This is a genomic window from Nitrososphaerota archaeon, from assembly GCA_029785825.1.
Classification (GTDB): Archaea; Thermoproteota; Nitrososphaeria; order Nitrososphaerales; family Gagatemarchaeaceae; genus UBA183.
On sequence record JAFLYY010000001.1, the window covers coordinates 1,238,353 to 1,265,352 of the forward strand.

Annotated in this window: 26 protein-coding genes; 7 read left to right on the forward strand and 19 right to left on the reverse strand. The window is 61.4% G+C overall.

The window, feature by feature from the left end; genetic code table 11:
* Positions 1-4: 4 nt before the first annotated feature.
* From JRN21_06475 to JRN21_06495, 5 genes are all read right to left on the reverse strand, one after another.
* Positions 5-511, reverse strand: a complete 507-nt coding sequence (locus tag JRN21_06475; protein ID MDG6988954.1) for a hypothetical protein — start codon at positions 509-511, stop codon at positions 5-7.
* Between the two features lie 25 nt (positions 512-536).
* Entirely contained in the window at positions 537-3,488 is a 2,952-nt protein-coding gene (locus JRN21_06480; GenBank protein ID MDG6988955.1) for an MMPL family transporter, read from the reverse strand.
* A gap of 75 nt (positions 3,489-3,563) precedes the next feature.
* Positions 3,564-3,875, reverse strand: coding sequence for a Rieske (2Fe-2S) protein (locus JRN21_06485; GenBank protein MDG6988956.1), 312 nt, complete (start codon positions 3,873-3,875; stop codon positions 3,564-3,566).
* Between the two features lie 100 nt (positions 3,876-3,975).
* On the reverse strand, positions 3,976-4,683 hold the full coding sequence (locus JRN21_06490) for a nucleotidyltransferase family protein (protein MDG6988957.1): 708 nt from the start codon (positions 4,681-4,683) through the stop codon (positions 3,976-3,978).
* Positions 4,684-4,823: 140 nt separating this feature from the next.
* On the reverse strand, positions 4,824-7,376 hold the full coding sequence (locus JRN21_06495; protein MDG6988958.1) for a hypothetical protein: 2,553 nt from the start codon (positions 7,374-7,376) through the stop codon (positions 4,824-4,826).
* Positions 7,377-7,675: 299 nt separating this feature from the next.
* Here JRN21_06495 and JRN21_06500 point away from each other — a divergent pair, with 299 nt between their 5' ends.
* Positions 7,676-8,182 carry a zinc ribbon domain-containing protein gene (locus JRN21_06500; GenBank protein ID MDG6988959.1) on the forward strand — a complete coding sequence of 169 codons (507 nt, stop codon included), beginning with the start codon at positions 7,676-7,678 and terminating at the stop codon, positions 8,180-8,182.
* Positions 8,183-8,249: 67 nt separating this feature from the next.
* Here JRN21_06500 and JRN21_06505 read toward each other — a convergent pair whose 3' ends face one another.
* The 5 genes from JRN21_06505 to JRN21_06525 form a co-directional block, all read right to left on the reverse strand.
* A complete protein-coding gene (locus JRN21_06505; protein MDG6988960.1) occupies positions 8,250-9,014 on the reverse strand; it encodes a hypothetical protein in 765 nt (254 codons plus the stop codon).
* Between the two features lie 65 nt (positions 9,015-9,079).
* On the reverse strand, positions 9,080-9,901 hold the full coding sequence (locus JRN21_06510; GenBank protein ID MDG6988961.1) for an ABC transporter permease: 822 nt from the start codon (positions 9,899-9,901) through the stop codon (positions 9,080-9,082).
* On the reverse strand, positions 9,891-10,979 hold the full coding sequence (locus JRN21_06515; GenBank protein MDG6988962.1) for an ATP-binding cassette domain-containing protein: 1,089 nt from the start codon (positions 10,977-10,979) through the stop codon (positions 9,891-9,893). Before JRN21_06515 ends, JRN21_06510 begins: the two co-directional genes overlap by 11 nt.
* A complete protein-coding gene (locus JRN21_06520) occupies positions 10,972-11,415 on the reverse strand; it encodes a MarR family transcriptional regulator (GenBank protein MDG6988963.1) in 444 nt (147 codons plus the stop codon). The genes JRN21_06515 and JRN21_06520 overlap by 8 nt, the downstream gene beginning before the upstream one ends.
* A gap of 86 nt (positions 11,416-11,501) precedes the next feature.
* Positions 11,502-12,101, reverse strand: coding sequence for a TOBE domain-containing protein (locus JRN21_06525; protein ID MDG6988964.1), 600 nt, complete (start codon positions 12,099-12,101; stop codon positions 11,502-11,504).
* A gap of 61 nt (positions 12,102-12,162) precedes the next feature.
* Here JRN21_06525 and JRN21_06530 point away from each other — a divergent pair, with 61 nt between their 5' ends.
* The 5 genes from JRN21_06530 to JRN21_06550 are packed head-to-tail and all read left to right on the forward strand — an operon-like array spanning position 12,163 to position 16,270.
* On the forward strand, positions 12,163-13,215 hold the full coding sequence (locus JRN21_06530) for a substrate-binding domain-containing protein (GenBank protein ID MDG6988965.1): 1,053 nt from the start codon (positions 12,163-12,165) through the stop codon (positions 13,213-13,215).
* A 44-nt stretch (positions 13,216-13,259) separates the two neighbouring features.
* Entirely contained in the window at positions 13,260-13,991 is a 732-nt protein-coding gene (locus JRN21_06535) for an ABC transporter permease (protein MDG6988966.1), read from the forward strand.
* A 28-nt stretch (positions 13,992-14,019) separates the two neighbouring features.
* Positions 14,020-14,625, forward strand: a complete 606-nt coding sequence (locus JRN21_06540; protein MDG6988967.1) for an ABC transporter ATP-binding protein — start codon at positions 14,020-14,022, stop codon at positions 14,623-14,625.
* Positions 14,626-14,676: 51 nt separating this feature from the next.
* Complete coding sequence (locus tag JRN21_06545) at positions 14,677-15,450, forward strand: uridine kinase (protein MDG6988968.1); 774 nt, start codon at positions 14,677-14,679, stop codon at positions 15,448-15,450.
* Positions 15,428-16,270 carry a hypothetical protein gene (locus tag JRN21_06550; protein MDG6988969.1) on the forward strand — a complete coding sequence of 281 codons (843 nt, stop codon included), beginning with the start codon at positions 15,428-15,430 and terminating at the stop codon, positions 16,268-16,270. Before JRN21_06545 ends, JRN21_06550 begins: the two co-directional genes overlap by 23 nt.
* Positions 16,271-16,510: 240 nt before the next feature.
* On the opposite strand, the gene JRN21_06555 is transcribed toward JRN21_06550, so the two are convergent.
* From JRN21_06555 to JRN21_06595, 9 genes are read right to left on the reverse strand one after another with little or no spacing between them, the layout of a single operon-like run.
* Entirely contained in the window at positions 16,511-17,269 is a 759-nt protein-coding gene (locus tag JRN21_06555) for an electron transfer flavoprotein subunit beta/FixA family protein (protein MDG6988970.1), read from the reverse strand.
* 5 nt (positions 17,270-17,274) lie between these two features.
* On the reverse strand, positions 17,275-18,261 hold the full coding sequence (locus tag JRN21_06560; GenBank protein MDG6988971.1) for an electron transfer flavoprotein subunit alpha/FixB family protein: 987 nt from the start codon (positions 18,259-18,261) through the stop codon (positions 17,275-17,277).
* Between the two features lie 4 nt (positions 18,262-18,265).
* The gene (locus JRN21_06565) at positions 18,266-19,411 is read right to left on the reverse strand and encodes a (Fe-S)-binding protein (protein ID MDG6988972.1); all 1,146 of its coding nucleotides are present in this window, start codon (positions 19,409-19,411) and stop codon (positions 18,266-18,268) included.
* Positions 19,412-19,418: 7 nt separating this feature from the next.
* Positions 19,419-20,318, reverse strand: coding sequence for a hydrogenase iron-sulfur subunit (locus JRN21_06570; protein MDG6988973.1), 900 nt, complete (start codon positions 20,316-20,318; stop codon positions 19,419-19,421).
* Positions 20,315-22,846, reverse strand: coding sequence for a CoB--CoM heterodisulfide reductase iron-sulfur subunit A family protein (locus JRN21_06575; GenBank protein ID MDG6988974.1), 2,532 nt, complete (start codon positions 22,844-22,846; stop codon positions 20,315-20,317). Before JRN21_06575 ends, JRN21_06570 begins: the two co-directional genes overlap by 4 nt.
* Positions 22,839-23,399, reverse strand: a complete 561-nt coding sequence (locus JRN21_06580) for a 2-oxoacid:acceptor oxidoreductase family protein (protein ID MDG6988975.1) — start codon at positions 23,397-23,399, stop codon at positions 22,839-22,841. Before JRN21_06580 ends, JRN21_06575 begins: the two co-directional genes overlap by 8 nt.
* Positions 23,396-24,280 (reverse strand): 2-oxoacid:ferredoxin oxidoreductase subunit beta, encoded by an 885-nt coding sequence (locus JRN21_06585; GenBank protein MDG6988976.1) that lies wholly within the window; start codon positions 24,278-24,280, stop codon positions 23,396-23,398. The genes JRN21_06580 and JRN21_06585 overlap by 4 nt, the downstream gene beginning before the upstream one ends.
* Positions 24,277-25,416, reverse strand: a complete 1,140-nt coding sequence (locus JRN21_06590) for a 2-oxoacid:acceptor oxidoreductase subunit alpha (GenBank protein ID MDG6988977.1) — start codon at positions 25,414-25,416, stop codon at positions 24,277-24,279. Before JRN21_06590 ends, JRN21_06585 begins: the two co-directional genes overlap by 4 nt.
* A 14-nt stretch (positions 25,417-25,430) precedes the next feature.
* A complete protein-coding gene (locus JRN21_06595; GenBank protein ID MDG6988978.1) occupies positions 25,431-25,694 on the reverse strand; it encodes a 4Fe-4S binding protein in 264 nt (87 codons plus the stop codon).
* Between the two features lie 182 nt (positions 25,695-25,876).
* Here JRN21_06595 and JRN21_06600 point away from each other — a divergent pair, with 182 nt between their 5' ends.
* Entirely contained in the window at positions 25,877-26,914 is a 1,038-nt protein-coding gene (locus JRN21_06600; protein ID MDG6988979.1) for a hypothetical protein, read from the forward strand.
* The last annotated feature ends 86 nt before the right edge of the window (positions 26,915-27,000 follow it).

Genomic DNA, 27,000 nt, shown 5'->3' on the forward strand with positions numbered 1-27,000 from the left:
CTAGTTAAGGTTTGACGGTTTTTTTCATGGCCCGGCCCTTCTGCTCCTCCCACTTCTCGGAGAGCAGATCCTCGATGACCTCCACCGCCTTCCTCACCTCCCTGTCCATAGCGAGAGGGTCGTATCCCTTTGGGGGGGCGTAGTCGAGGAACTTCTGGTTTGGGTCAGCTCCCAGGAAATCTCTGCTCGACTCGTAGATGGACATGAGCGCGGGACCGTCGAGCTTCCTCAGCTCAGATTTCCAAGCGTGGTGGAACCCCTTGTCGGAGAGGAAGGTGACTTTCACGTCCCCTTCGGCTTCCTTTTTCACGTCCTCCCAGAAGACCCTGTCGAACTCGCTGGCGTGCACCTCGCCTGTTTCTAGCTTGGTTCTGTAAGACTCCACCAGAACGCGGACCCTCTCCGGCTGGATCTCGAAGCGGGAAGCGACTTCCTCCTTCGTGAGACCGATCTGCGTGAGATGATAGGCGCCCTCCTCCATCACTTCCTCGCTTATCTCGTCAGAGGACAACAGCCCTCTGAGGCCGCCCCCCTCTTTAAGATGTGCGCGGAGAGTCTTCCCTCTCGAAGAGGGATCTAGACCGGTTGAGATGAGGTACCGGGCTCCACCAGTTCCACCTCCCCATGGCAGACATCACCGCCGGGACGAGGTATGTCCTTACGACCAGGGCGTCGACCAGGATGGAGAAGGCGAACGCGAAACCCACTTCCTTGAGGAGGAGATCACTCGAGAGCATCAGGGCGCCCAGGGATCCTGCGAGTATGACGGCGGCGGCGGTGATGATGCCCCCGGTCTGTTCGATGGCCCCTATGATGGCGTCGTCCAGGTGCTTGCCCTTGGTCGCCTCCTCCCGGATGCGAGTGAGAATGAAGATGTTGTAGTCCATCCCCAGCCCCAGCAGGGCTACAAAGAGGAAGAGCGGGATGATGAACAGCAGCTGGTAGTCGAACAGCTGTTGGAAGACCAGCCTGGTGACCGCCAGGGTCCAGACGATACTCATCAGGACGGAGAATACTGCGAAGATGGGGAGGAACAGGGAGCCGAGGACCGCCAGCAGGACTAGGGCGACCCCGACGGCCACCAGAGGGACGATGGTGCTGAACTCAGCGTCGAAGGTGCTCTTCGTGTCGAGCGTCGACCCAGAAGCGCCCCCCATGTAGACCCCGGTGACGCCCGGAGCGCTCCCGAAATCCGAGTGCAGGGAGTGGCGGAGTGCCTGGGCGTCGGCAATGGCGGCGGTAGAGTAGGGGTCGATCCCGTATGTGACCGTGACCAGGATGGTCCTGTTGTCCTTCCCTACCCCCTGCATCATGCTGTCGAATGTCGTCTTCCCGCTGCTGGTGGAATAGTTGAGGGAAGCAAAGTCTACCGGCTTTCCGAAAGGCATCGCAGGGCCGGTCACGTTGCGGACGCCGGGCGAAGCAGCGATCATGGCCATGGCCGCCTGCACCGTCCCCATCTCCTGCGAGTCGAAGGAGGTCCCGACGACGACAGGTTGGTCGAATGTCATGACCACGTACGTGGGGAACACCTTCCCTCCGCCGAACGAGTCGGCGAGGATGTTTGACGCCCGAATCGACTGGAGGTTGCTCGGGGCGGCTGAGATGAAGTTGAAATTGGGGGTCGTGGTCGCGTAGACATACAGCGCGGGGCCCGTCGCGAAGAGGGCGAGGACGATGAGCGCCTTCGCCCTCTTGACTGAGAAGGCGCCGCTCCTCGAGAAGTACCCTCTCTTCCCCTGGAGCTTGGCGACGTAGGAAGAAGAGTATCTGGCGAAGCGAGTCCCTGAGTTGGGCCAGAAGGTACGCCCTGCCACCATGCTGACCACCGCCGGGACGAGAGTAAGGGCGACGAGCAGGGCGACCAGCACCCCAAGTCCGACTACGTATCCGATGGTCCTTAGAAAGACGACCGGGATGGCTGCTAGCGCCAGGAAGGAGACTATAACAGTCGCTCCGCTGGTGGTGATGCTCTCTCCCGCCCAAGTCACCGAGGTCCCTATGGCTTCTTGGACGGTGCCGCCTCTCACCCTCTCCTCTCGGAAGCGCGCCAGGATGAAGACGCTGTAATCGGTGCCCACCCCGATCAGGATGGTGAGGAGTATTGTGGGGACGGTGAAGTCGACCTTAGCGACGAAGAGCCCGACGATCACGATGAATATCTGCGAGATGCCTAACGCTAGACCTATGGTCGCGAGGGTGATGAAAGGCGTCACGACAGACCGGAAGAAGATGCCTGTCGCGGCGATCAGGAGGACTATGGTGACCGGGAGGATGAGGGCCAGGTCGGCCTGGGCGGACCCCCCGAAGTCGTAGGAGATGGCGTCTTCGCCGGTCACGAGCGCGGACTGGACGCCGGTGCTCCTGTTCGCGGACAAAGCGGACGAGACGGCGGCCCTGACTGCGACAACGTTGGAGTTGGAAGACGCGTTCAGCCCGAGCGAGACTATTGTGGTGTTCCTCGAAGGCGACACCAGGGACGAGATGAGCGCGGAGAGCGCGCCATTGAGGTGATAGCCCCCCGGGGCCCAGACGATGTCTCCGGCGAGCGAATAGAGGCTGGCGTTGTCATAGGAGCGTCCGAGTGTGAATGCGGACGCGACGAACGTAGGAGAGTAGCCGGTGGAGTTCGAGATGTATCCGACCGCGAACGCGGCGAGCCTCTGCGCCGCCTGGGCGGCGGAGTCTGTCGTGTACTGTGCAAGTGAGATGTTCTTCAGCATGGCGTCACCGAAAACCTCGGCGCCAGGGGAGTAAGCAGCCAGATATTCCTCCCCCGCAACCCGCGCGGCCATGGAGCCCCTGGCCGGGATGGTCATGTTGGTCGAGGCTGCGTCCGTCCAGCTGGACACCCAGGTCGAGTTGAAGAGCGCGAGGACATGAGACGAATAGAGCCGGTAGCTCGTGGCGTTTGACGAGCTCAGATACGAGGCGGTGCGGTTGTATGCAACGGAGTCCGCGACCGTAACGCTCTTGGTCGAGGCAAATGTTGAGTTCCAGATGTTGAGATAGAGCTTGGGGACCCCCAGCAGCAGGCTGCTGGTCCCGTTGGCGCCGTCGTAGGCCGAGTATGCAGCCGTGTTCACCCCGCGCAGGGCCGAGTAAAGGCGGGAGTAGACGTCGACAGTCTGGTTGAGCCCCTTGATGCTAGGGTCGGACTTCAGGTCGCCTACCAGCTGGCTGACGAAAACCTGGACGGCAGGGCTGCTGACGTTCTGCGAAGTCACGACCACCAGGAGGGTGCTGTTGGGGACCGTCTTCGGGAACTCCGCGGAGATCAGGTTAGAAGCCTTCACCGACTCGAGTTGCTGCCCAGTAGTGGTACCGAGCTGGAGCGAAGTGACCTTCCCTTCCTGGGAGATGACCGGGACCACCAGCACGAGCGCGACTATCCAGACGGCGATGATCACCTTCCTCCGCGCATAGACGAACCTGCCTAGGCGCCCGAAAATGGCAGAACCCCTGCCTGGCCGTGCGACCGAGACCAACGAAGGGCCCCGTCAGGGTTCGCTAATAAACCGAGAACCTGCGGCCCTCAGTTACGAGGGATGGGTGGCCCAGCTCTAGCGTTTCTTAACGTAGAGGAACCCGCCTTCCTCCTTGACGTCGTAGAGGGGCTCGTCCCGGAGCGGCTCGTCAAAGACCCCCTTTCCTGTCTTGAGGTCCCAGACGGTCCCGTGCCCCGCGCACGTGACCGCCGTCCCGTCTAGGGTCCCCTCGGACAGGTCCCACTCTTCGTGGGTGCAGTAGGCCCCGATGCCATAGTACGTCCCATCCACGTTGGCGATGAGGACGTAGCCTCCCTCGACTTCCACAGTCCTCATGCTGTCTGGCGGGACCTTGGACGCTTCGACCGCCTTCTTGAACTCGGCCATGGGAGAACCGGAACCATCGGGTGCTAAAATATCTGCCGGGCCGGAAGTCATAGGCTCGAGACCATCGCAACTGAGGAGCGAAGCGCACCCAGGCGCTGCTTTACAATCGGCCGCCCTGGGCCTGCACTTGGAACGCTTCTTCTAGCTCCTTCAGGTCTTTGATCGAGTCTACGAAGGACCAGTCACCATAGTACGGATATGAGAGCAGCTCTCCGTGCTTCACCAGTCTGGGGAACGTGTCCCTCTCTATGTCGCCCCTGTCAGGGAGGCCTTTGATGATCTTCTGCGGGTTCAGGATGTAGACGCCGCCGTTAATCCAGACGTCAGGGAAAGCCGGTTTTTCGTCGAAGTCCCTGACCATCTTGAGCTTGTCTATCTTTACCACGCCGAACCTAGACCTGTATGGGACCACGAGCATCGATGCCGACATCCCGCCTGCCTGGCGGTGATCTTCCACCATCCTCCTCAGAGGAAGGTCAGTAACTATGTCACCGTTGGTCACTACTACCGTGTCGTCTGACTTGCCGGACAGCGCCCTCTTTATCCCGCCTCCCGTCCCCAGGGGTTCGTCTTCGACTGAGTAGTCTACCGGGACACCTGCGTACCTGTCCCCAAAGTGCTCCTTCAGCCTCTCCCACTTGTAGCCGCAGGCGAAGGTCACTGTGTCGACCCCTCCGCTCTTGACGAGCCATTCTATCTGATACTCGGAGATCGGGCGTCCGTTGACTGGAATCAGGGCCTTCGGTTTGTCGTCGGTGAGGGGCCGGAGACGCATCCCGAGCCCCCCGCTGAGGATGATGGCTCTCAATGTCCCCACGTAGGGTCGCGGCCGGCTTCTATGCGATAAATACTTTCCCGAGGGCAAGGAAAGGCGACACCTAGAACCGCCTCGGAGGCTTCAGCTTACGCTAGGTGAATCAGAAACAAAAAGGGAGGAAAGCTGTCTGTCTAGGACAGCTTTCTTACCAATATGGCTAGTTCTAGTACCAGGGTGATGGCTGCGAGCACCGCGACCACGAGTACGTAGGTCGAGGTGTTCCCTATGCCGCTGGTGTTCGAGGCCGCCGTGCTGGCCGCCGCCGCCGCCGACTGGGCTGCGGTAGCTGCCGAGGAGGCGCTCGAAGCGGCTCCGCTCACAGCAGATGCGAGCGAAGTGAGCTGGGTTCCGATCCCGCTGACGCTGCTCTGCAGGCTCGTCACGTCCGACGTAAGGGTCGTGATGGAGCTGCTGATGCTGGTCAGAGAGCTCTGGATGCTTGTGAGTGTGGTGGAGAGGCTGCTCACCGCGCTGGTCACGCTGCTCATGGCAGTGTTGAGCGCAGCGAAGCCGCCGTAGATGTAGTCACCCGTGGTGGTGACGTTGAAGTAGGCGTAGGTGGCGTAGTTGTAGACTCCGTTAGTGCTCATGTTGGGGCCTACACGGCTTAAGACCTCGAGGAGCTGGTGGCCCGCTGCGTTGTTGGCCAGGGTCACGACGTGCTCTCCAGGCCTGTACCCCGCGGTGGGGAAGGTGAAGGAGAGGTCGCCGGTCCCGTTGGCCATCAGCGCGCTCGTGGCGCCGCCTTGGCTCGAAGTGATGGGGAGCTGGTTGTTGTCGATTGTCGCGGTGTAGAAGATGTTGCCGACGACCGAGGCGGCCGAGAGGCGCTTGAACAGCGTCTTGCAGCCGAGGTGGAGCGCGTCGCCGATGGTGGTGCCGTCCTTGTTGCATCCGGGCGCGAGCCCTTCAGCGGTGGCCGTCAGCCACCCTGAGGTGCCGACGTCGTTGGAGTTGACCGAGCCTGGAGTGATTACGAGGGTGGGCGTGATCGTGAAGTTGCCGCTGCCCTCGATCCCCGCGGGGTGCGCCAGAGCGAGTTTGATGGTCTCGCTCGCGTTGTCGGCGATGCTCACGAAGGTGTAGGTGGTGTTGGAGAGAGCGACGACCTTGTGCGGCAGGAGCCCGTAGGCGTTCGGGACCGTGAAGCTCACGGCCGAGGTGAACTCGCCGTTGGAGCCGATGGACCCGTTGACCACGTTGTAGGCTTGGCCGTCACCGAAGGCCATCTCAGTCCAGTAGAGGTACTGGACGGTGTTGGCTGGGAAGCCGTAGGCGCTCACCGTGACGGTAGAGCTCGGGTTCGAGGACGGCCCGTTGGCCGCGCCCGTCACCGAGTCGGTGAGTATGAGGGTCGGGAGTATGTTGATGGTGAAGTTGTAGTAGACCCCGCCCTGGTCGACCCACACGTTGTGGTGGCCCAGGCCGAGGATGGGGACGGTGACCGTGGTGTTCCAGAACCCGCTTGCGTCCGCGGTGACAGCCACTGAGGTCATGGCCGTCGACTTCGCGACGGAGGCGGTTGCGCCTCCGACGAGGAAGGTCACAGGCGCTCCGACCTCAGAGTTGTTGCCCGCGATGTAGAGGGTCCCGAAGACGTTGGCATCGACAACCGCCGGGTCGGCGATCGTGATGGTGCCGACCGTGCCTATGGCGCCGGTGTCGTTGCCGTAGAGGTGGCTGAGGGTGAACGCGTCAGCGCCCACGAAGGCGCCGGCGTTGCTGTAGGATGAGATCGAGGCGATGCCCCTGCTGAACTCGTGGAAGACGGGTAGGTTGAGCGCATACTCTGCGCTGTCGACCACATACGGGGTCGAGGCCTTGTCGTTGGCCGCGAAGACCGTTATGGGTACCGTGGTGTAGATGTTGGTGGTCTTCTGGTTGATCACCTGCATCGCGTCGACCATTGGGGTCGCCGCGGTGGTGAAGTAACCGCTGCCGGTCGAGACCCCGCTTATGAGGGTCCCGGTCGTAGTGGTGTTTGCTCCCGTCCATCCGGACGAGGAGAAGGTGTAGTTGATGTCAACCGTGAGTCCAGATGGGAACGCGCCGCCGGCCACTGCCACCGGAGTCCCTGGCGCCCCTGAGGTCTTGCTCAGGAGTAAGCCGGGCTGCGGGTAGAGCGTGCCTGCGGTCACTGCGACGGCGCCAGTGGAGCCGTCGTAGATCTTGATGAAGTTGTAGGAGCTGTTGATGTTAAGGGGGATTGGCCCTACGACCACGTCGGTGCCAGCTACGTTGCCTATGTACCATGTCCCTGTGATCCCTTCGCCGAGCGGACCCTTCACCGCCTTCAGTGCGGGGGCGGTGTTCGAGAAGTCAGCTACGTTGAAGGTCGGGCCGTACTGGACGTCGGAGGCGCTGATGTGCGAGAACCCGTCGAGGCTCATGAAGAGCTGGAACTGGGTCCCGGAGAAGGTCACTCCTGGGTGCGAGAAGTCGATGGCGAAGGGTAACGCAGCGGTCGCGACGTTGTTCTGAGCGACCGTGTCGTTCAGGATCCCTGCCGTGACGTTCTCGGAGAGGGTCGCGTCGGTGACGGTCGTGGCGTGGGTGACGTTGGGGGTGACGTAGGCCAGGCTGGCGTGGCCAGTCGAAGCATACGTCGGTGCGATCGGGATAATCATGAGGAGCGCAGAGAGAGCGAGAAGAGTTGCAAGTAGTATAGAGCTAGTCTTATTCATGCGTACGCTTGATAGCGTAGACAAATCTGTTTTCGGGTCCGCTCCCTGGAATTCCTATATAAGCTGGGTGGACGAATCATCCATTTTCCATAATATCCGCAGGATTCGGGGTGTGATTCCAACCGTCTGCCATCAGACAGGGCAGAAAAGAGGTCCATCTGCTACTGATGCCTTGGTCTGGTCCCCCTTTGGCGGACGGACCGAGGACGTCGCCTTTCGGCTTGGCGGTCGTAGGGGACAGAGTGGAATGCACAGGCTGTCAAAGGCTTAACTACGAAACAGTTCTGTATAATCGGGGTTTGCCCTACTGCTCCACCTGCGGGAAGGAGGTCCAGTCCGGGGTCAGTTTCTGTTCAAACTGCGGAGCTCCCGTGGGACAAGCTCAGGCCCCCACTTTCGTAGGGCACGCCCCGCCCGTCCACCCCGCCCCCCCGGCCCCATCGAAGCCGCCGCTCACCCTTCCTTTGACACTTCTGGCCCTGTTGGTCGGCGTGATCTATCTTTTCATGGGGACAATCTCCCTCGGCGTCAGGTCAGGTTACGTGGCCGCCCTGGTCGTGGCGCAGCTAGCACTGTTCGGCGTTGGCATACTCTCCCTCGCAAGTGTCTATGGGTTGGTCAAACGTAAACGATGGACGAAGAAAGAAGGGATGGCGAACGCCGTCGCGGCCATTCTCGTGGGGGTCCTGTTCGCCGTGTTGGCGAACGCCCTGTTTTTAGCGCTCGCGGCCCTTGGCATAGTCCTTGGAGGCGCACTCCTCTACTACCTCGGGCGCCCCGCCTCGCAGCAGTTTCTGATTGGATGAAACAGAGTTTCGGAGGGTCCGAGGTCGCGGCCGGAAGGCGCTTGGTTCTCTTTCCGAGCTAGCGTCGTCAGCTGACAGTGAAGTCCACCGTGTGCGTCACTGTTCCCCCACCACCGCCTCCAATGGAGTAAGTCAGGCTCAGCGTCTCCCCCTCCGTCACCCCTGAAACCACCATGCGGACGATTATCCAGCCGCCGCCAGAAATGTCGGGTGAACAGTGGCTCCCAGTCCCAGCGGTGCAGAGATATACCCCGCCGCTGGAGTAGTATTTTGCCGTCCACCCCCCAACCAGGGTCGTCCCAGACGGAACGACGTCGTGTATCTGGGATGGGCTGATCGTGTAGCTCCCGTTGTCCACGACCTTGACCGTTACCGTGGTGTCGCCCGTCGAGCTGTTGTACACGGCGGTTTCGGATGCGAAGTACCAGGACATTCCGGTTGTCGAAGTCGAGGTCGCGGTCGTAGTGGAAGTAGTTACGGTTGAAGTCAAAGCTGTGGAGGTCGACCTAGTGGTGCTTGTGGTGGTGGAGATAGTGGACGAGCTTGTGTGACTGGTCGAGCTGGAGGTGCTGGAAGCCCCTGACGTAGTCGTGGAGGCGACCTCCGTGGACAGGATAGGTTGGGTCGTGCTCGCGGCGAGAGACGAGGAAGAAGTGGAAGCCAGGGAAAGCGTATTGGTCGAACTGGGCGGCTGGTAAGACGAGCTCGAGGAGGATGAAGATCCGACAGAGGAACTACCTTTAGGAGCACCCACAGCCCCTGGGAGAGCCACATAAGCTGCCGCCGCAACCAAGATCACTGCGACGACAATGACTACCAATACGGTACGCATCTATGATTCCGCTTGTTCTGTCTGGTATTAAAGCCGAGATACTCTGCGCTGACCTTCAGAGGTGCTCAGGAGGCTATACGACGTAGAACCAGCGATGCCAACGACAGCAGGGCGAGGGTGTAGGCTGCGAGGACAGCGAGGTCGGTCGGAAGCATCGTAAAGTTCTGGGTCAGCAGGAGCGCCCGCACCGCCTGGACACCATAACTCAACGGGTTCACCTTCGCGATCAGCTGGAGCCACTCTGGCATTATCTGCGTCGGATAGATGGCGTTGCTGGCGAAGAAGAGGGGGAATATTATCACCTGGCTGAGCCCCATCATCCTGTCCCTTGTCCGGGCAATGCTGGCTATCACCATCGATAGGCTCGAGAAACACATGGCAAGGAGTACCACGACGCCGAAGACCCCCAAGACGTACAGAGGAAAGACGCTGATCCCTGTCCCGATGGCGATGGAGAGAGCGAAGACCAGCACCCCCTGGAAAATCCCCCTTATGCTCGCCGCCAGAGCTTTCCCGACGATGATCGACGGGCGCGGGGCAGGGGTGGCGAGGAGCTTGTTCAGGAGCCCGAGGTCGCGCTCCCATACCAGAGTCACCCCATAGAAGATCGCGATGAAGAGCACCGACTGGGAGAGGATCCCAGGCGTGATGAAGGCGATGTAGCTGAACTGGCTTGGTGCTATGTCCCGGACGCCGGCCAGGGCAGATCCGAAAACAAGCAGCCAGAGAGCCGGCTGAATCGCTCTGATCCAGAGCTCGGAGGAGGCGTGCCTGATCTTACGGGCCTCCATCTCCGCGACCACCAAAGAACTGGTGACGAACCTTACCAGGACTGATCTCTGGCGTTCCTCGAGGGTAGCAGCTACCACGCCAGCCTCACCTGGCATGCTTCCTGAAGCTCCTCCTTGCTGACTTAGCCTGCCTGAACTCCTCGGCCTCGCCGATGCGCGTTGCCGTGTACTTCAGGAAGACGTCGTCCAGGGTGGGTCTGCTGACTGAGATGGAAGAGACATCCACTCCAGCCGCCTCGTAGGCCCTGACTATCTGAGGCACGCCCTCCTCCGCTCGCCCGCCCACCAGGATGACGTCTTCTCGTCCTCGGGCTCCCCTGCCGGGACCAGGGCCGTCGTCCTGCTTCATGAACTCGAAGCCGAGAGGGAGGACGACGGGCCCGCTTCCGAGCCCTCCCGAACCACCGCCGCCCACCCGGACAGAGACGAGCTCCCTCCCCACCCCCGCTTTCAGCTCGTCGGGAGAGCCTGAGACCACAATCTTGCCGGCGTTCATTATCGCAATCCTGTGGCAGAGCCTGTCCGCTTCGAGCATGTCGTGAGTGGTGAGGAAGATCGTGGTCCGGAGCTCTTCGTTCAGCTTCCTCACGTGTTTCCACACCTCCAACCTGGCCGCCGGGTCCAGCCCGATGCTCGGCTCGTCCAGGAACAGGACGCTGGGCCTGTTCACCAGAGCCTGCGCGATTTCAAGCCTCCGCATCATCCCGCCTGAGAAGGTCTTGACCAGGTCGTCTGACCTCTCGTCCAGCCCCATGTATTGGAGGGCTTCCCTGATCCGGGCCCCTCGCTCCGCTCGGTCGACATAGTAGAATTTCGAGAAGATCAGGAGGTTCTCATACGCCGTGAGGTCGCCGTCCACCGAGACCTCCTGCGGGACGTACCCCATCACCTGCCTGACCGCAGCCTGGTTAGCCAAGGCGTCGACGGAGCGGATGAAGATGCGTCCTGAGGTCGGGGAAGTGAGCGTCATTATCGACTTTATCACTGTCGTTTTCCCCGCGCCGTTTGGCCCGAGGAGTCCGAACACCTCTCCTTCCTTCACGTCGAATGACACGGAGTCGACCGCCCTCAGGCCGTTCGGGTAGACCTTCGTCAGGCTCTCGACCCGGACCGCAGAGCTCAGGCCGGGCGCCTGAGACCGTACCGGTTCCTGACCGGTGGTCATGTCAGCCAACCCCTTCGGCCCTCCTCAGGCCTTCACCGATGGGCTCGGGCCCCGCGACCTTCCTGAGGAGATTCTCGAGTTCCCTCCTCTCCCTCGCGTCCAGCCGCTCGAAGAGCGCCGAAAGGTTCCCAAGCTGCTCCCTCCGCCAGGACGCGACCGTGTTCCCCCCCTCTTCCGTCAGCATGACTCTGACCTCCCTTTCGTCGTCCCTGTTCCTTTCTCTTGACACCAGACCCGCTTTCTCCAGCCTCTTGACCGACACCGACGCGGTGCTCGAGGTGCACTCCAGCCTATCTGCCAGGTCCTTTATCCTCTGGGGGCCCGACACGGAAAGCATCCGGAGTATCCAGTACTGCTCTTGGGTGACATCCCCTCTCCCGACGGGAGAGGAGCTGCGCCACTTCCTCCAGATCCGCATGAAGAGGTCAGGAATCTCCGAAGCCAAGGCTGAGCCTGACGGGGTGCGAAGCAGGATTTAATTAATCTATCTATTCATTTGATGGCCTAATGATTTGAGTGTGAAGGGGAGCGTCAGAGGTGGAGGGGCCGCTCCGTCTTCGCAAGGACCACTTCCGTGGCCTTGACGATGGCCTCGACCTCGTCCCCCGGTTTCAGGTCGAGGTCCTCGACTGCTTCGTTCGAGATTATCGAGGTAAGGCGTCCTGGCCCCCTGATCTCCATCTTGACCTCAGATGTTATGGGCCCCTCCCTCACCTCCAGGACCTTTGCCCTGATGCGGTTGCGCGCGCTGAGCCTGTAGCTGATGTGCTGCCAGAAGTCCTTGTCACCCAAGGCGCCGAAGAGATACGTGTTCAGCTTCCTGTACTCAGAGATCAAGGCAGTCCCCTCCGCCGTGAGGGAAGCCCCTCCGCCGCTCGCGCCTCCAGCCTGCGCCAGCACTATCTCCCGGCCGAGCTTCGTCTGGATCGCTCTAATGCGATCCCAGGCGCCCCGGTAGGAAATCCCCGACACCTTGGCAGCCGCAGATATCGAACGTCTCTCCGCTATGTTGTGCAAGAGCAGGGCATCTATGTGATCGATGGTGGCCCCGCTGGCATCCTTCAAGACAAGGGAGAAGCTGGGCTCGAACTCGGCTGTCCTGGGCGCGCTTCCCTGCTTAGCACGGGTCAACGGGGCACAGCCACAACACGCCAGCTTAAATAGGCCGTTATGCATGGCTCTGCATATCGCTATGCGCCTGACCAGGAGAGGTGTCTCGACAGTCGCGGTTACTGTCATCGTCATACTGATAGTGGTCGCCTCGGTAGGCGCCTACGCGTACGTCACCTACTATGGGACTGGGAAGCCGAAGGTCCCGCTGATAGTCTACACCGCCGACCTGTACACGCGAGAAGCGAGCTACCTCTACAGCGGCTTCTCCAACTCCACCGGGGTCCCATATGCGGCCCCGAACGGCGGCGGCTCGAACGCCCTGGCCACGCAGATCGCGCAAGGGACCCCCGTAAGCGTATTCATTTCAGTCGCGAAGCCGACCCTCGGGTCGGCCGACTTGGGCACGCAGTACTCCGGGTGGGGGATCGCCTTCGCCGCCGACCAGATGACCCTCGGCTACACCAGTTCCGCCGGACAGCCCAGCGAATTCCAGCCGATCCTCAAAGCCTATCAGGCGGCGAACTCCTCGAACAGCGCCGCCGACTGGAAGGCCTTCTTCTCAGACCTGGTATCGGGGTCGGTCAAAGTCGGGATTTCCAACCCCAACACAGACCCCGCAGGCTTCCGAGGGTGGATGGTGCTTGAAGCCGCGGGCGCAGAATATGCCGGGAACTCCTCCTACTTCACAGACATGCTCCTGCAGTCGGGGAGCAACGTCACTCGCACCAGCGCGTCCGACCTCGTCGCCCCTCTCCAAGCCGGGCAGATCCAGTTCCTCTTCATGTACAAGTCGTCTGCAATCTCTGACCATATCCAGGCGCTGAACCTGCCCAACCATGTGAACCTGGGAGACCCGGCGCTGTCCAGCTTCTACTCTCAATTCAGCTATCAGACCACATCGGGGCTCCAGACGGGAGGGCCCATCTATCTGTACGTCACAGTCCCCAAGAACAGCGCCGAGACGACATACGCGCTGCAGTTCGTAGTCTACATAGTCCAGCACTCGTCTGACATGTCAGCGTTCGGGATGGTCCCTCTCAGCCCGGCCAAGCTCTACAACAGTACGCAAGTCCCGGCCCCCATCGCCCAGCTCCTCACGAGCGGGACGCTCGTTGAGAGTGGAACCATCTGAACTGGCTACGTCCCCTCGCGTATGTCCCCCTTGCCCTCCTCGTCTTGCCTGTCTTCGCACTCCTCTACTGGGGGTTCGGGCCCCTCTTCTCCGCCGAGGGGTTCAACGTCGGGGTCCTCAGGTCCATAGAGGTCACCCTGCTCGCATCCGGACTGACCGTGGTCACGGAGATACTTCTTTTCACCCCCCTTGCATATCACCTGGCAAGAAGCAAGAACGAGGCAGCCGAAACCCTGGCGGACATCCCTGCCTCCATCCCCCACCCCATCATCGGGATAGCCCTGGTCGTCCTCGACAGCCCCCTCACCCCGACGGGGAGGTTCCTGAACTCGATAGGGATCAATTTCTTCGATACCCTGCTTGGGATGGTCGTCGCACTGACCATAATTTCCGCTCCGATATACATCAAGGCGATGCAGCCCTTCTTCGAATCGATGAACAGGGCCCCGGAGGACTTCGCCCTGGGGCTCGGGGCGTCGCGCCTGAAGACTTTCGTCTCGGTCGCGCTCCCCAACTCGGGGAACGGGATAATGGGCGCGTCCCTGATCGCCCTCAGCAGGGCGATGAGCGAGTTCGGGTCAATCGTGATAATCTCCTATGCGCTTCTGTCATTCCCCCTGGGGCTGGGAGGTGTCAGTCCGGCGTCCGTGCTGATCTTCAACCTCTACAGCTCAAACGGCCTCAACGCCGCTGTGACCGCTTCAGCGACCCTGGTCGTCGTGTCCATCCCCATCATGGTGGCGTTGAGGGTCGTCAAGCACAGGGCGACAACTTAAGCACCCCTGAGCGCGGAGCCCGCCTCGTTTGCTTGACGTGCAAGTCACGTTCCAGAGGGGGAACCTGGTCCTATCGGGGGAGCTGCACGACGGCGGGTGCATCTGCCTGTCAGGGCTAAACGGGTCTGGGAAGACCACACTCCTCAACGTCGTCGCCGGGAACCTGAGCCCGAAGACGGGATATGTGAAGGTCGGCGGGGCTGATGTGACCCGGCTCCCCTCCGAGAAGAGAGGGGTGGTGCTCGTCAGCCCGGACTCTCTGATCCCGCACCTAGACGTAGAGAGGCACCTCCGCTGGGGCGCCGAGGTGAAGAAGGAGCCCCTCGACGGGGCGACGCTCTCAGGAGTGAAGGACAGGCTCGGGATTTCGTTCTCCGGGCGCGTTGACAGGCTGAGCCTGGGTATGAGGGAGAGGGTCTCGCTTGCCACCGCTCTCCTGTCGAGACCGAAGGCGATACTGGTAGACGAGGCGTTTTCGAACATCGACCATAGGGACGACTTCGTGTCCGCCTACAGAGGACTCTGCGCTGCCGGGGGGATCGACCTAGTCTTCACGACGCAGCAGCAGTCGGAGGCGAGTCTGGCGGACCACCATTACGAGATGGTAAACGGTAGGTCGAGCAGGCTCTTCTGAGTTGGATTCCCTGGACTGCTTAAATACGAACCTGGACACGCCGCGGCTCCGATGAAGAGTTCTTCTGGCCTCGCAGAGTCATTGGGACCATCAGAGAAAGGGTTCAGGCTCCTCCCTGACTCCTGGGTGGTGAAGGTCGGCGGCCAGAGCATCATAGACAGAGGGAAGGCAGCCCTCGTCCCAGTAGTGGAGGAGCTGACGAGGAACTTCCTCGCAGACAAGAAGATCATAATCGGGACCGGAGCGGGGACCCGGGCGAGGCACATCTACAGCCTTGCCATCGAGTTCGGGCTCCCCACGGGCGTCCTCTCGGCCCTTGGCGCGGGCGTCGCCTCTCAGAACGCGCGTATGGTCGGATGGCTACTTTCGAAATATGGAATACCCGTCCTCAACCCTGGGGAGCTCAGCTCCAAGCTCGCTTTCGACCTCGAGGAGAGGAGGGCGGTGGTCTTTCCCGGGATGCCTCCCTATGCCTTCTGGGAGAGATACCCCAACGTAGGGCTCATCCCGCCGCACAGGACTGACACCGGGTGCTACCTAGTGGCGGAGACGTTCGGGGCCGCCGGCATGCTGTACGTGAAAGACGAAGACGGCCTGTACGCAGATGACCCGAAGAAGAACCCCGACGCAGAATTCATACCGAAGGCATCGCCGAAGGAGGTCATGGGCATGAAGCTCCCTGACCTGGTCGTCGAGCAGCCGGTCCTCGAATTCATGGCGCTGGGGAAGCATGTGAGGAAGATACAGATAGTTAACGGCCTTAAGCCTGGGAACATCACCAGGGCGCTGAGAGGGGAGCAAGTTGGCACAGTCATCGAAGCATAGGGGAGAAGACTACCTGCTGAGCGGCGAGAGCCGCCACGTGCAGTCAGGCTTCATGAAGGACTCGCTCCTGAGCGAGAAGACGAAGAGGCGCTCCGAGGCGTCGGTCTACCCCCTGATGCCGAGCGTGACCGCGATCCAGATAGGAGGAAGGCTAGTCGATTCCGGGAGGGACGCGATTCTCCCCATTCTGGCGGAGATTCGCAGGAACCTGAAGCAGCACAAGGTCATCGTGGCTGCCGGTTCCGGCAAGAGGGCGAAACATGTCCTTGCTGTGGCGAACGACCTGGGTCTCCCACTTGGCTTGAGGGCCGAGCTGAGGAGGCTAGACACCGAGTTGAACGCCCACATAATCGGAGCCCTTCTGTCACCTTACGGCATAGCCGAGCTGACTCATGCGGAGATGGTCCACATGCTCCCAGCGATGCTCGAGATATCCAGGGCGGTGGTCTTCAACGGGGTCCCTCCATACGACATCTGGGAGCACATCAGGGCAGACGCGTCTGAGCCCCCTACGGGAGCCGACGCAGGGGTCTTCCTTTTCGCCGAGACTTGCGGGATGAAGAGGGTGATCTTCGTCAGGGACGTCGACGGGATCTACGAGGAGGACCCGGTAACTCACCCATCAGCCAAGCTCGTCAAGAGGGCCATGGCCGGCGACATGAGCACGAGGCCGAGCACCTGCGTCGACCAAGAGGTGTTCAGGCTCCAGGCGGCGGGCCGGCATCAGATAGACGTCTCGGTCGTGAACGGGCTGAAGAGAGGCGCACTCTCCACCGCCCTCAGGGGCGGGAACCCCGGGACTCTCGTCAGAGCGCACTGAGGAGCAGGCCTCGCCCGGCCGACCAGACGCCTGCGATTCCGTTTGGCTCGTTCCGACAGGCTTGTTGACCCCCTTTGTCATTCGTTCTTCTCGCTCAATGTGGCCACTCGCTCCTCCCTGGATCGCGCAAGCCAAACCCGACGACTGGGAGACGCAGGCAGAGTGGTCGTCACGGCAGCCGCGTCCTGACGAGGACGTTTCAGCGGGGGTCACCAGCAGGATGTGACATTCGAGAGTAGATTATCCACGGATGACCTTGACAAGCCTCTTCACCACTTCGTCGTCAGACCCTTGTATGAGTTCTTTCTTCCTTTCCGGGCTCCGCATCATGCTCAGCCCGATGACTTCGGTGCGCGAGCCCTCGAGGCCGACATCTCCGGTCGCGAACCCGAGGTCCTGGTTGCTCATCACCCTGAGCTTGAATTCGTTCTCCGCCCACCTCTTCCTCCGGAAGTCGGGGAACCTTGGGGAGTTGCATCCGAGCTGTACGCTCACCAGGACAGGGGGCCTCACCTCCACTGTCTCATGGCCGTCTGTGACCTCGCGCCTAGCCCTCAACTTGTCCCCGTCGACTCCGATTTCGCTAACATAGCTGACCTGCGGGATGCCGAGCCAACCCGCGGTGCTCGGCGGGACCTGTTCGGTGCTCCCGTCGGATGACGCTTCTCCACACATCACCAAGTCGAACGGCTTCAGCTTCTCTATGCCCGCGGCGAGGACCCGCGACGTGGCGTACGTGTCAGCACCTCCGAACACCCTGTCGCTGAGCAGGACTGCGTCGTCCGCCCCCATGGCCACCGCCAGCTTGAGGAAGGGCTCGAACGAGGGCGGCCCCATCGAAAGAACCGTCACCTTCCCTCCCGTAGAATCTTTCAGTTTGAGCGCTGCCTCCAGGGCGTTCTTGTCTGCGTCGTTGATCACGTTTTCCACCCCTTCCCTCACTATCGTCTTCCGCTGTTCGTCGAATTTGATCTGCTCGATCTTAGGAGCGACCTTCATGCAGACTATTGTGTTCGTGTACCCCCGCCCCCGAGCTCTGAAATCAGCCTGGGGACAAGCTTCCTTGCGTCCCCGACGACACAATAGTCAGCGTGCTTGAATATTTCAGCGCATGGGTCCGAGTTCACTGCCACCACAGTCTCCACATTCCTCAGCCCGGACGTAAAGTGCGCCGCCCCGCTCACCCCCACCACCACGGCCAGCTTAGCACTCAGGCTGACGCCAGTCGAGCCGACCACCAGGTTCTTGGGGGCCATCCCCTTGTCAGCCAGAGGTCTCGACACGCCGAACGTCGAGCCTGAAACTTCAGCCAGCTCCTTCGGCAACGTCAGGTCGTCTTTGCATCCCAGCCCTGCAACTACCACCCTCTGGGCCTTCCTCACGCCCTCCCCATGCTGGACAGCCCTCTCGACCACCTGGCACCTGACATCCTCGGGTTTGAGCGCCACTGGGAACGGTTCCACCGTCCCTGCCTGGTCCGTGGGGGTAGGCGCCGGGAATACGCCGGGCCTCACCGTCGCCATCTGGGGCCTCCCTTTCTTGCACTTGCAGATCGCGACTATGCTTCCACCGAATCCTGGCACCGAGCCTAACAACATGCCTGTCCCCCGCTCAATCTCCAAGTCGACCACGTGGGCCATGAGGCCCGCCCCGAGCCTGACGGCCAGCACCCCGGCCAGGGCGGTGCCGTTGTGGGTCGCCCCAATGAGGAGGATGCCAGGGTCCCGTTCCTTCACCATGGCCGCGACCACGTCAGCGTACGCTTCCGCGGTGAAATTCTTCAGGACCGGCGAGTCGGCCGCCAGCACCAAGTCGGCCCCCCTATGCGCGCACTCTTCGGCCAGCGCTTGGACTCCCTCTCCCAGAATGACCCCAGTCACCCTTGCGCCGAGCTTGCCCGCTATCTCCCTGCCCTTTCCGAGCACCTCGTACGAGGAGTCCTCTACGACGCCATCAATCTGCTCGAGGAAGACTAGCACTCCGTCGGCCATACGACTAACCCTCTCCGTTCCCTACGAAGCCTGCGAGGATTTCAGCGACGTCCCTAATCATCACCTTCGAACCGACAGTCTTGACCCCATCCTCGAAGTTGAGGACGCAGAAGGGACATGCCGTGGCCATGACCGAGGCGCCTGACTCTTCTGCCTGGGCGATCCTCTTGTGGCTAGGCCGCGCCCCCTCTGACTCGACGTACATCCCGCCTCCTCCCCCACCACAGCAGAGGGCGTTGCTCCTGTTGTCATCCATCTCGTTCAGCTTGAGGCCGGAGACGCTCTCGAGGAGCTTCCTAGGTTCTTCGTATATCCCGCCGTACCTCCCGAGATAGCACGGGTCGTGATACGTCACCGTCTGGCCGTCGAAGTCGTCGGCACGTTCCAGCTTGAGTTGGTCGTGGTCGAGCATCCCGGAAAGGAACTCCGTGTAATGGAGGACTTGAGGGAGTGAGCCGTACTTCGGGTAGACGTCCCTGAAGACGCCGTTGCTGTGAGGTGAAATCGTTATGATGTCTTCCGCTCCTATGTTCTTGAACGACTCGATGTTAGACTGGGCCAGCTCCTCGAGGAACCCCTCTTCGCCAATTTGGTACACCTCGTCCCCTGAACTCTTCTCCTTGTCCCCGAGGACTGCGAAGTCGACTCCCGTGGAATTGAAGATCTTCACCAGCGACCGGGCGATACGCTGGAGGCGCGGGTCGAAAGAGGCCGCATCGTCCAGGTAGAGGAGGTGCTTGGCCGTCGACCCCACCTTTACTTTGAGACCCTCCGCCCACCTCATCCTTTCGGTCTTCTTCCCCTCCCAGGCGGTCCCCTCTTCGTAGACCCTCCAGAGCGCGCTTTCCAGCTTAGGAGGGACCTTCCTGTCCTTGTAACTCAAGCCTCTCAGAGAGTGAATCACCCCCGTGATCTCCACGCCTCGGGGACATGCAACCTCGCACTCCTTGCAGGTTGCGCATTGCCACAAAGAATCGGTGATAGCCAGCTCTCTGATTGCAGTCTGGGCTCCTCGCATTATCCTCCTTACGGGGACGTTCATGGGGCAGACCGCCGTGCACGTGCCGCACTGGTAGCACGAGGACAGGGAGCCAGGGACAGTCTCCGAGAGCGCCCTGCTGAATTCGACGTCTGGGGACTGGGCGCTCATCGCCTTCTTACGCCCCCCTCGCCTTCACCTTGGCGGCGGTCGACTGCAGCTCCGCTTCGGACAGCTTGGCGACCAGTTCAGACATCTCGGTCGCCTTGTCAGAAAAGCGCCTGGGCTCTGCGGCGCTGACCCACCAGAGCTGCAGGCGGTCTGGGCTCACCCCCCTCGCCTTCAGCTGTGTCCTCCACCGCTCCACCCGCTTCTCCGTCTGGAGGTTCGCGTTGATGTAGTGGCAGTCTCCCGGATGGCACCCGGTGACCAAGACCGCCCCCACCCCCTTGGAAAACGCGTGCATGACCAGCTTCTGAGAGACCCTCCCGGAGCACATCGTCCTGATTACACGCGTGTTGGACGGGTACTGTATCTTCATGACCCCCGCCAGGTCTGCCCCGGCGTAGGAGCACCAGTTGCAGGCGTAGATCAGGACCTTGTTGTTGGCCCCTTCCTCCAGGGCCGCATCCACCTGCGCCATTATCTGCTTGTCAGTGAACCCTTCTTGCGTGAGCGCCCCCTCCACCATGCACTCGGCCACGCAGGTCCCGCACCCCTGGCAGGCCGCCGCGACGAACTCGACTTCCTTCCTGACCTCGCCCAGTATCGCTCCGTAGGGGCAGACGGAGATGCATCGGCCGCACTTGGTGCAGATTTCGGGGCTGACCACGGCCACGAAGGGCTCGCGTTCGACGACGTTCCTCGAGATTATCGCCGACACCTTCGCCGCGGCCGCCAGCGCCTGGAGCGCCGACTCCTTCACGTTCTTCGGGTATTGGACCGTCCCCGCGAGCATGACACCCTGCACCGCGGCCTCGGCAGGTCCCAGCTTCGGGTGGCTCTCGAGTGCGAACCCCGCACGGTCCACCGTCACTTTGAGCTGTTGGAGGACATTCCCTTTCTCACTCTCGCTCATGGCGACCCCCTCTTACGTACCAGTCCGACATTCAGGACCGTGAGGTCGGTCGGGAGCACTACGTCCCTCCCGCTCAGTTCGTCCTTCACCACGAGGTTCCCATTGGCGCGCTCTATCGAGTCCTGGGGGAGCGCCTGCTGGGGGTACTGGTAGAACCTTACTCCCAGCTCGCCCGCCTTCTCGTACTCCTCCTCCCCGAAGCGGGTGAATGTCCTGATGTCTTTGTAGAGGACGTTGACCTCGTTCCCCTTCTCCTTCAGCCTGACCGCCTGGTTGATCATCGTCTGGCAGCAGAACCTAGAGCACCCATTCGCGTCGTTCCTTGACCCGACGCAGGAGATGATCGAGACCTTCTTCCCTGCGACTTTTTCCATCATCCCATCGAGCTCCAAGCTAGTCACCACGTCCGGGTTCTTTCCATATCCGAACTCGGTGGGCACATAGGGTTCCGCTCCGGTCGCGACCACTACCGCACCTGCGGTGAACTCTGTTCCGTCAGTAAGGCGGACGTCATAGCTCCCCACGAACCCTGATATCGTCTCGACGGTGGCCGCGGTGTGGATTTTCGCGCCGCTCTCCTTCAGCTCTCTGAGTAGAGGGGCGAGTAACTCCTTCGACTCCACCCTTAGTGGTGCCACTTCAGTGACCGAGTTGAGCAGTCCGCCGAGCGATTCCTGCTTCTCGACCAGGTGTGCCTCGAACCCCTGCTTTGCGAGGTTAGTCGCAGCGACTATGCCGGCTATCCCTCCTCCCACCACCAGCGCAGTCTGGGCGACCGGGAACTTCATTGTCTGGAGGGGCTTCATGTTCAGCGCCCTCAGCACGGACATCTTCACCATGTCCTTCGCCTTCTCCAAGGCACCCTCCCTGTCCTCCTTGTGTACCCAAGAGTCCATGTTCCTGATGTTGGCCATGTCCAAGAGGTATGGGTTCAAGCCTGCGCGGGTCAGCGCACCCTGGAAGGTGGCGTAGTGGGTCTTGGGAGTACAGGCAGCCACGACTATGCGGTTGATCTGCTTGTCCCTGATGACGGCGCTCATGTCGTTGAGGGTGCTCGCGCCGCAGGAGTACGTCTGGTCTTGGACGTGGACCACGTTGGGGAGCGTCTTTGCGAAGTCCAGGACGGACCTAATGTCGACCACCCCGGCGATGTTGGAGCCGCAGTGGCAGACGAAGACCCCGATTCTCGGGGGCCCCTCGGTGCTTATCTGAACTACTTCGGCGGGCTGGGGCCAGGACCGGTTCTTCACGTGGGTGAGGGCCTTCGCCACCGCCGCCCCTGCTTCAATCACGCTGTCAGGTATGTCCTTCGGGCCGGTGCTGCACCCCGCGAGGTAGATGCCAGGCCTCGTGCTCGAGTTGAAGCCCCCTTCCTTGTCAGCCGACGCGAAGAACCCATCTGGGCCGAGCCCGATCCCTATGGTGCGCGCAAGCTCGGGGGTCCCTCTGGCGGGTATGGCGGCCGTGGCGAGGACGACCATGTCGTAGTCTTGCTCAATCTTCTCCCCCCCGTCCTCGGTGTTCTCGAAGAAGACCTTGATTCTCTCTCCGTCAGGCGAGACCTTCGCGGGCCTGGTCCTAGTGAATCGCACCCCTGCCGCCCTGGTGCGGTCATAGAACTCGTCAAAGCCCTTCCCATAAGCCCTGATGTCCATGTAGGCCACATCGACTTCCTTGACGCCGTGGTCCTTGAGCTGGTACGCCTCCTTGATGCCATACATGCAGCAGATTCTCGAGCAGTAGGGGGCCAGTCTCTCGTCTCTGGATCCGGCACAGAGGACAAAGAGCACCCTCTCGGGGTGGTTCCCGTCCGACGGCCTGACGATCTCTCCCATACTCGGTCCCGACGCCTGAAGGATCCGCTCCAGCTCCATGGACGTCAGGATGTCCGGGTGCTTCCCATACCCGAACTCCCTGAGGAGCGTCGGGTCGAGCAGGTCGAACCCGGTGGCCACCACGACCGCGGCCACCTCCCTTTCGATGAGCGCGGGCGTCATGGTGAAGTCGATGGCGTTAGGCCCGCATGCGTCCGTGCACCTGCTGCAGGGGAGCAGGTTCGGAGGCTCGTTCAGGCAGTTCTTCTCATCGACCACGTAGGGTCCGGGGACTGACTGCTCGATAGGGGCATAGATCGCCTTCCTTGCCGCCATGCCGTAGTCGAACTCGTTCTTCACTATGACAGGGCAAGCCGTCACACATTCGCCGCACCTCGTGCACGCGTCTGTGACGTACCTTGCGTCCTGCTTGATGAGTACCTTGAACCTCCCCGCGTCGCCGTCGACCTGCTCTACCTCGGCCATGGCCAGTAGCTCGATGTTAGGGTTGAGCCCCACCTCGCTCATCTTCGGGGACTCGATGCAGATGGAGCAGTCAAGAGTCGGGAAGTTCTTGTCCAAGACCGACATCTTTCCCCCGACCGTGGGGCTCCTCTCCACCAGGGTGACCTTGGCTCCGGCGTTAGCGGCGTCTAGGGCCCCCTGGATGCCCGCAATGCCTCCCCCGATTATCAGAATCCTATCTTCAGACAAGGCTCTCGATGCTCCTCCCCTTCGCCTTGTTCGCGAGTTCGGCGCCGACGCTTAGCGCCTTAACGTTCAGCTCCGCGGCCCTGGGAAACCTCTCGGCAACTGCCGCCTTCAGTGACTCGAAAGACTGCGGGGACGCCAGCGCCGCCATGGCGCCGAGCATCACGATGTTCATCACCATCTTTTTCCCGAGGTTCTCCGCTGCCTCCCCCGCAGGAATCGGGAAGACCCGCCTGTCTCCCACCACCTTCGACAGGTCGACCAGCTTCTCCTCGGTTACGACGACCCCGCCAGGTTTCACCATTTTCAGGTTAAGGTCGAGACCTTCTTGGTACATCGTCACCAATGCGTCGAGTTTCGATACCAGCGGGTAGTCGATGGGCTCGTCTGAGACGACGATGTCTGCCCTGGACCAACCGCCGGTCACGTATGGGCTGTATCCTTCAGTCACGACGGCTTCCTTCCCTTCATGGAGGGCGGCTGCGCTGCCGAAGATGTGCCCTGCGGTGATTGCGCCCTGGCCTCCGAGTCCCGTGATCCTAGCTTCGAACTTCATTTCTTCGCAACCTCCTGGGGAGCGACCCTCGCCCTCAGATCCGCCAATGCCTCTTGGTAGGTGGTCCTCCTCCTGTCGACGAAGTTCCCCACAACTATGCTATCTTCAGGGCGCGCAGTCATGCCGATCTGGGAGAGGTCGGCTCGATGGTCGACCACAGCCTTGTCCCTGAAGTACTTCATCATGTCGAGAGGATCGGGGAACCCGTTGAACTCCCCGAAGGTAGGCGGACACGGCGAGATGACCTCCATGAAGGCGAACCCCTTCACCTCCATCATCCTTCTGATGGCGGCGGTGATTTGCCGGACATGCAGGGCGGTCCAGCGTGACACGAATGACGCCCCAGCCGCGGCGACGAGATAGGGGACGTTGAAAGGGGACTCGACGTTGCCGTAGGGCGACGTGTGGGTCTTCGCCCCGAACGGGGTGGTGCCGCCGTGCTGTCCGCCCGTCATCCCATAGTTGAAGTTGTTCACCATGATGACGTTCAGATCGACGTTGCGGCGCGCGGCGTGGATCAGGTGGTTCCCTCCGATGGCGCCCAGGTCCCCGTCCCCGGCGACCACGGTGATCTCCAGTTCTGGTCGGGCCACCGCCATCCCGGTCGCGAAGGCGACCGCCCTGCCATGGGTGGTGTGGTAGGAGTCGAGGTTCAGGTACCCTGAGACCCGCCCCGTGCACCCAATCCCCGATATCGAAATCTGTCTGTCACGCGGAATCGTCGACTTCTGGATGGCCCTGACGTAGGCCCCCACGACGATGCCGATGCCGCACCCAGGGCACCAGATGTTTGGGAGCCTCTCTGATCTGATTAGCTCGTCGTTGACGTGATGTTGTACCTTGATTTCAGAACCGCCCTGGCGCGTCTGTGGGGTAGTCACGAGGCGACCACCGCCTGCATGGCGTCGACTATAGCCCTGGGCTCAATCAGTGTCCCCGGCGCCCAGTTGGCCCCCACCACCGGGCAGCGGGAGTTCTCCCTTACCGGGTGCACCATTTGTCCCGCGTTGATTTCCGCGACGACTATCCCCGATACTTTCCTGCTGAGCTTCTCGACCACCTCGTCGGGAAAGGGCCAAGGGGTCTGCAGCCTCAGGAGCCCCGCCTTGATCCCCTTCGCTCTGGCGCTCTTTACGGCGGCCAGGGCCGAGCGAGCTGCGCTGCCGTATGACACCACCGCGACTTCGGCGTCATCGAGGAACTTCTCCTCCCATCGCCATATCTCGCGTGTGTGGTTCCTGATCTTCCCCGCCAGGTGCCTGGTCATCCTGTCGGACCAGTCGTGGTCAGTGGTCGGATACCCGAGCGAGTCGTGGGTCAGGCTGTCAAGGTTCCCGTGGACGCCGGTGCCCGCGATCGGCATCGGGTTGAAGTCCCTGGCATAATCGAAGAGGGGGTGTTCTTTGTCTAGTGCGGTTGGCAGTTCCACCTCCAGTCTGTGGACGACTTCGACCTCCTCGGCAGGAGGCACATGAAGGCGCTCCCACATTATCCCCACCACCTGGTCAGCCATGACGAACACAGGGGTTCGGAACCTCTCGGCGGTGTTGAACGCCTGTACCGTGAAATCGAAGAACTCCTGGACGGTGCTGGGGGCATAGGCTATGGTCTCCAAATCCCCATGGCTCCCCCACTTCGCCTGCATCATGTCTCCCTGCCCCACCAGGGTGGGAACACCGGTGCTAGGCCCGGCCCTCTGGACGTTCACCAAGACGATCGGAGCCTCCATGATGTATGCGAGCCCAATGTTCTCCTGCATCAGGCTGAACCCGGGCCCCGACGTCGCCGTCATCACCTTGGCGCCTGCGAACGAGGCCCCAACGAGGGCAGCCATGCTCGCGAGCTCGTCTTCCATCTCGATAGCGTTTCCGCCCACCTGAGGGAACCTGATGCTGGCCCTCTCGAAGATCTCAGATGACGGCGTAATCGGGTACCCCGCGTAGAACCTGCACCCAGCAAGTATCGCTCCTTCGACGCACGCGAAGTTCCCCATGGTGAAGTAGTCCCCGGGCTTCATCGCCCCCGTGCTGCTCACTGCAGCGGCACCTCCTTGGCGTAGATTGCGAACTCGGGGCAGACGGCCTGGCACATGCCGCAGTTCACGCAGTCGTTCTCCTTGCCGGCCTTCACCCTCGGATGCCGATACCCCGAGGCGTTAATCTCGTCCGACATCTCGAGCACCTCGTTCGGGCAGAAGGTCCAGCAGTAGTCGCACTCCTTGCACCTCTCGGGGATTATGTAGACTCGCGCGAGCGGCTTCGAAAACTTCGATGCGTTGATTGGCTCGCGGGTAATCGCCCCCGGGCCGAGTTCTTTCTTCCCGACCGCGAGTCGTTGCGTCAACGAATCGCGGCGGCTCGTAAAACTATAACATCATTTTGTAGTCGAAATAGTACCTGGGTCGTATATTCGATTAATGCTAACTAATTAGGGAATAGCGGTAAATCCTCGCCACGTCTACAAGACGGAAAGTTCCATTGAAAGTCCCGATGAGCCTGTTCGGCACCTTCGCTCCCACGGAGTGGAGTGAAGAGGTCTACACGACCCGCCCACCCTTCGTGGTGGAGAACACCTCTGGGCGTGTCTTCGTGGTGCCGCGGGACTCCGTGGCTGAAGCGCGCATCGATAAGGTCTCCGCTTCGCTCGGGCTGAAGAAGGTCCGCCAGGGGCACGTCAGCTTCCTCGTTCATCGCGGGTCCGCCGTCAAGGCCCTCAGAGAGTTCGATTGGTTCGTGCGCCGGGAGTGGAGGAACAACGAGTTCAAGGCGCTGTGGGCCCTCGCCTACCTCGGCGAGAGGGAGGACTGGCTCAAGGTCAGCGTTGGGCTGCAGGAGGTCGCCGAAGCCTCAGGGCTTACTGTGAAGGAATGCGGCCAAGCCCTTCAGAAACTCTTCCACTCGAAGGACGAGAACGGCCTCGCCCAAGTCCTGACCGAGTTCGCGTCCGACAGGAGGCTCATCCAGCAGACCCTGGACAGGAAGGTAGCAGCGCTCCCCATATGGACCGAGGAGATGCTGATGTCCGTGCTTTGCACCGGCCCCGGAGGCTCCGTCGCCGAGCTGTACGAGGCGATCCTCGCCCAGGGTCTGAGCATAGGCGCCGTATACAAGCTGGCCGAACGCCTGAAGACTCAGGGGTACGTGTATCCGCTGAGGCACTACAGGGTCAACGAGAGGGGCCCGATGAGAGAGATGCTCTCGGCCGACTGCAGGAACTGCTTCTTCGGCTACTCCAACCCGGACGTATGCCTGGAGGACACCCTGAGGCAGATCGATGACGTGCTCGAGCGAGACTACGGCAGGCGACCCACGAAGGAGGAGAGGGCGGCACTCTACAACGAAGTGAAGTCGATCCCCTACGCGTCAAGGACCAACAGGAGGGTCTTGGCGAGCCTCAGGCTCATGCGCGAGATGGACCGGATGGCGACGGAGGGGAGGGTCTCGAGTGTGCTCAGGAAGATTGAGGAAAGATATGGCGTCGACCTTCCGATCAAAACAGTTCAAGAGCCGGCCTAGCAGACGTGGTCAGGGTCCCGACAGAGAGTCCCTCAATACCGGACGGTCGTGACCGTGCTGGTCATCCCAAGGAGCCTGTGAGACGG

Coding starts and splice junctions, on each gene's coding strand:
- JRN21_06485 (MDG6988956.1), bottom strand. CDS start 3,875: ATGGCCGAGTTCAAGAAGGCGGTCGAAGCGTCCAAGGTCCCGCCAGAC.
- JRN21_06495 (MDG6988958.1), bottom strand. CDS start 7,376: ATGAATAAGACTAGCTCTATACTACTTGCAACTCTTCTCGCTCTCTCT.
- JRN21_06560 (MDG6988971.1), bottom strand. CDS start 18,261: ATGGCCGACGGAGTGCTAGTCTTCCTCGAGCAGATTGATGGCGTCGTA.
- JRN21_06510 (MDG6988961.1), bottom strand. CDS start 9,901: ATGCCAGGTGAGGCTGGCGTGGTAGCTGCTACCCTCGAGGAACGCCAG.
- JRN21_06530 (MDG6988965.1), top strand. CDS start 12,163: ATGCGCCTGACCAGGAGAGGTGTCTCGACAGTCGCGGTTACTGTCATC.
- JRN21_06590 (MDG6988977.1), bottom strand. CDS start 25,416: ATGAAGCCCGGGGACTACTTCACCATGGGGAACTTCGCGTGCGTCGAA.
- JRN21_06545 (MDG6988968.1), top strand. CDS start 14,677: ATGAAGAGTTCTTCTGGCCTCGCAGAGTCATTGGGACCATCAGAGAAA.
- JRN21_06565 (MDG6988972.1), bottom strand. CDS start 19,411: ATGAGCGCCCAGTCCCCAGACGTCGAATTCAGCAGGGCGCTCTCGGAG.
- JRN21_06580 (MDG6988975.1), bottom strand. CDS start 23,399: ATGAAGTTCGAAGCTAGGATCACGGGACTCGGAGGCCAGGGCGCAATC.
- JRN21_06505 (MDG6988960.1), bottom strand. CDS start 9,014: ATGCGTACCGTATTGGTAGTCATTGTCGTCGCAGTGATCTTGGTTGCG.
- JRN21_06570 (MDG6988973.1), bottom strand. CDS start 20,318: ATGAGCGAGAGTGAGAAAGGGAATGTCCTCCAACAGCTCAAAGTGACG.
- JRN21_06555 (MDG6988970.1), bottom strand. CDS start 17,269: ATGAAGGTCGCTCCTAAGATCGAGCAGATCAAATTCGACGAACAGCGG.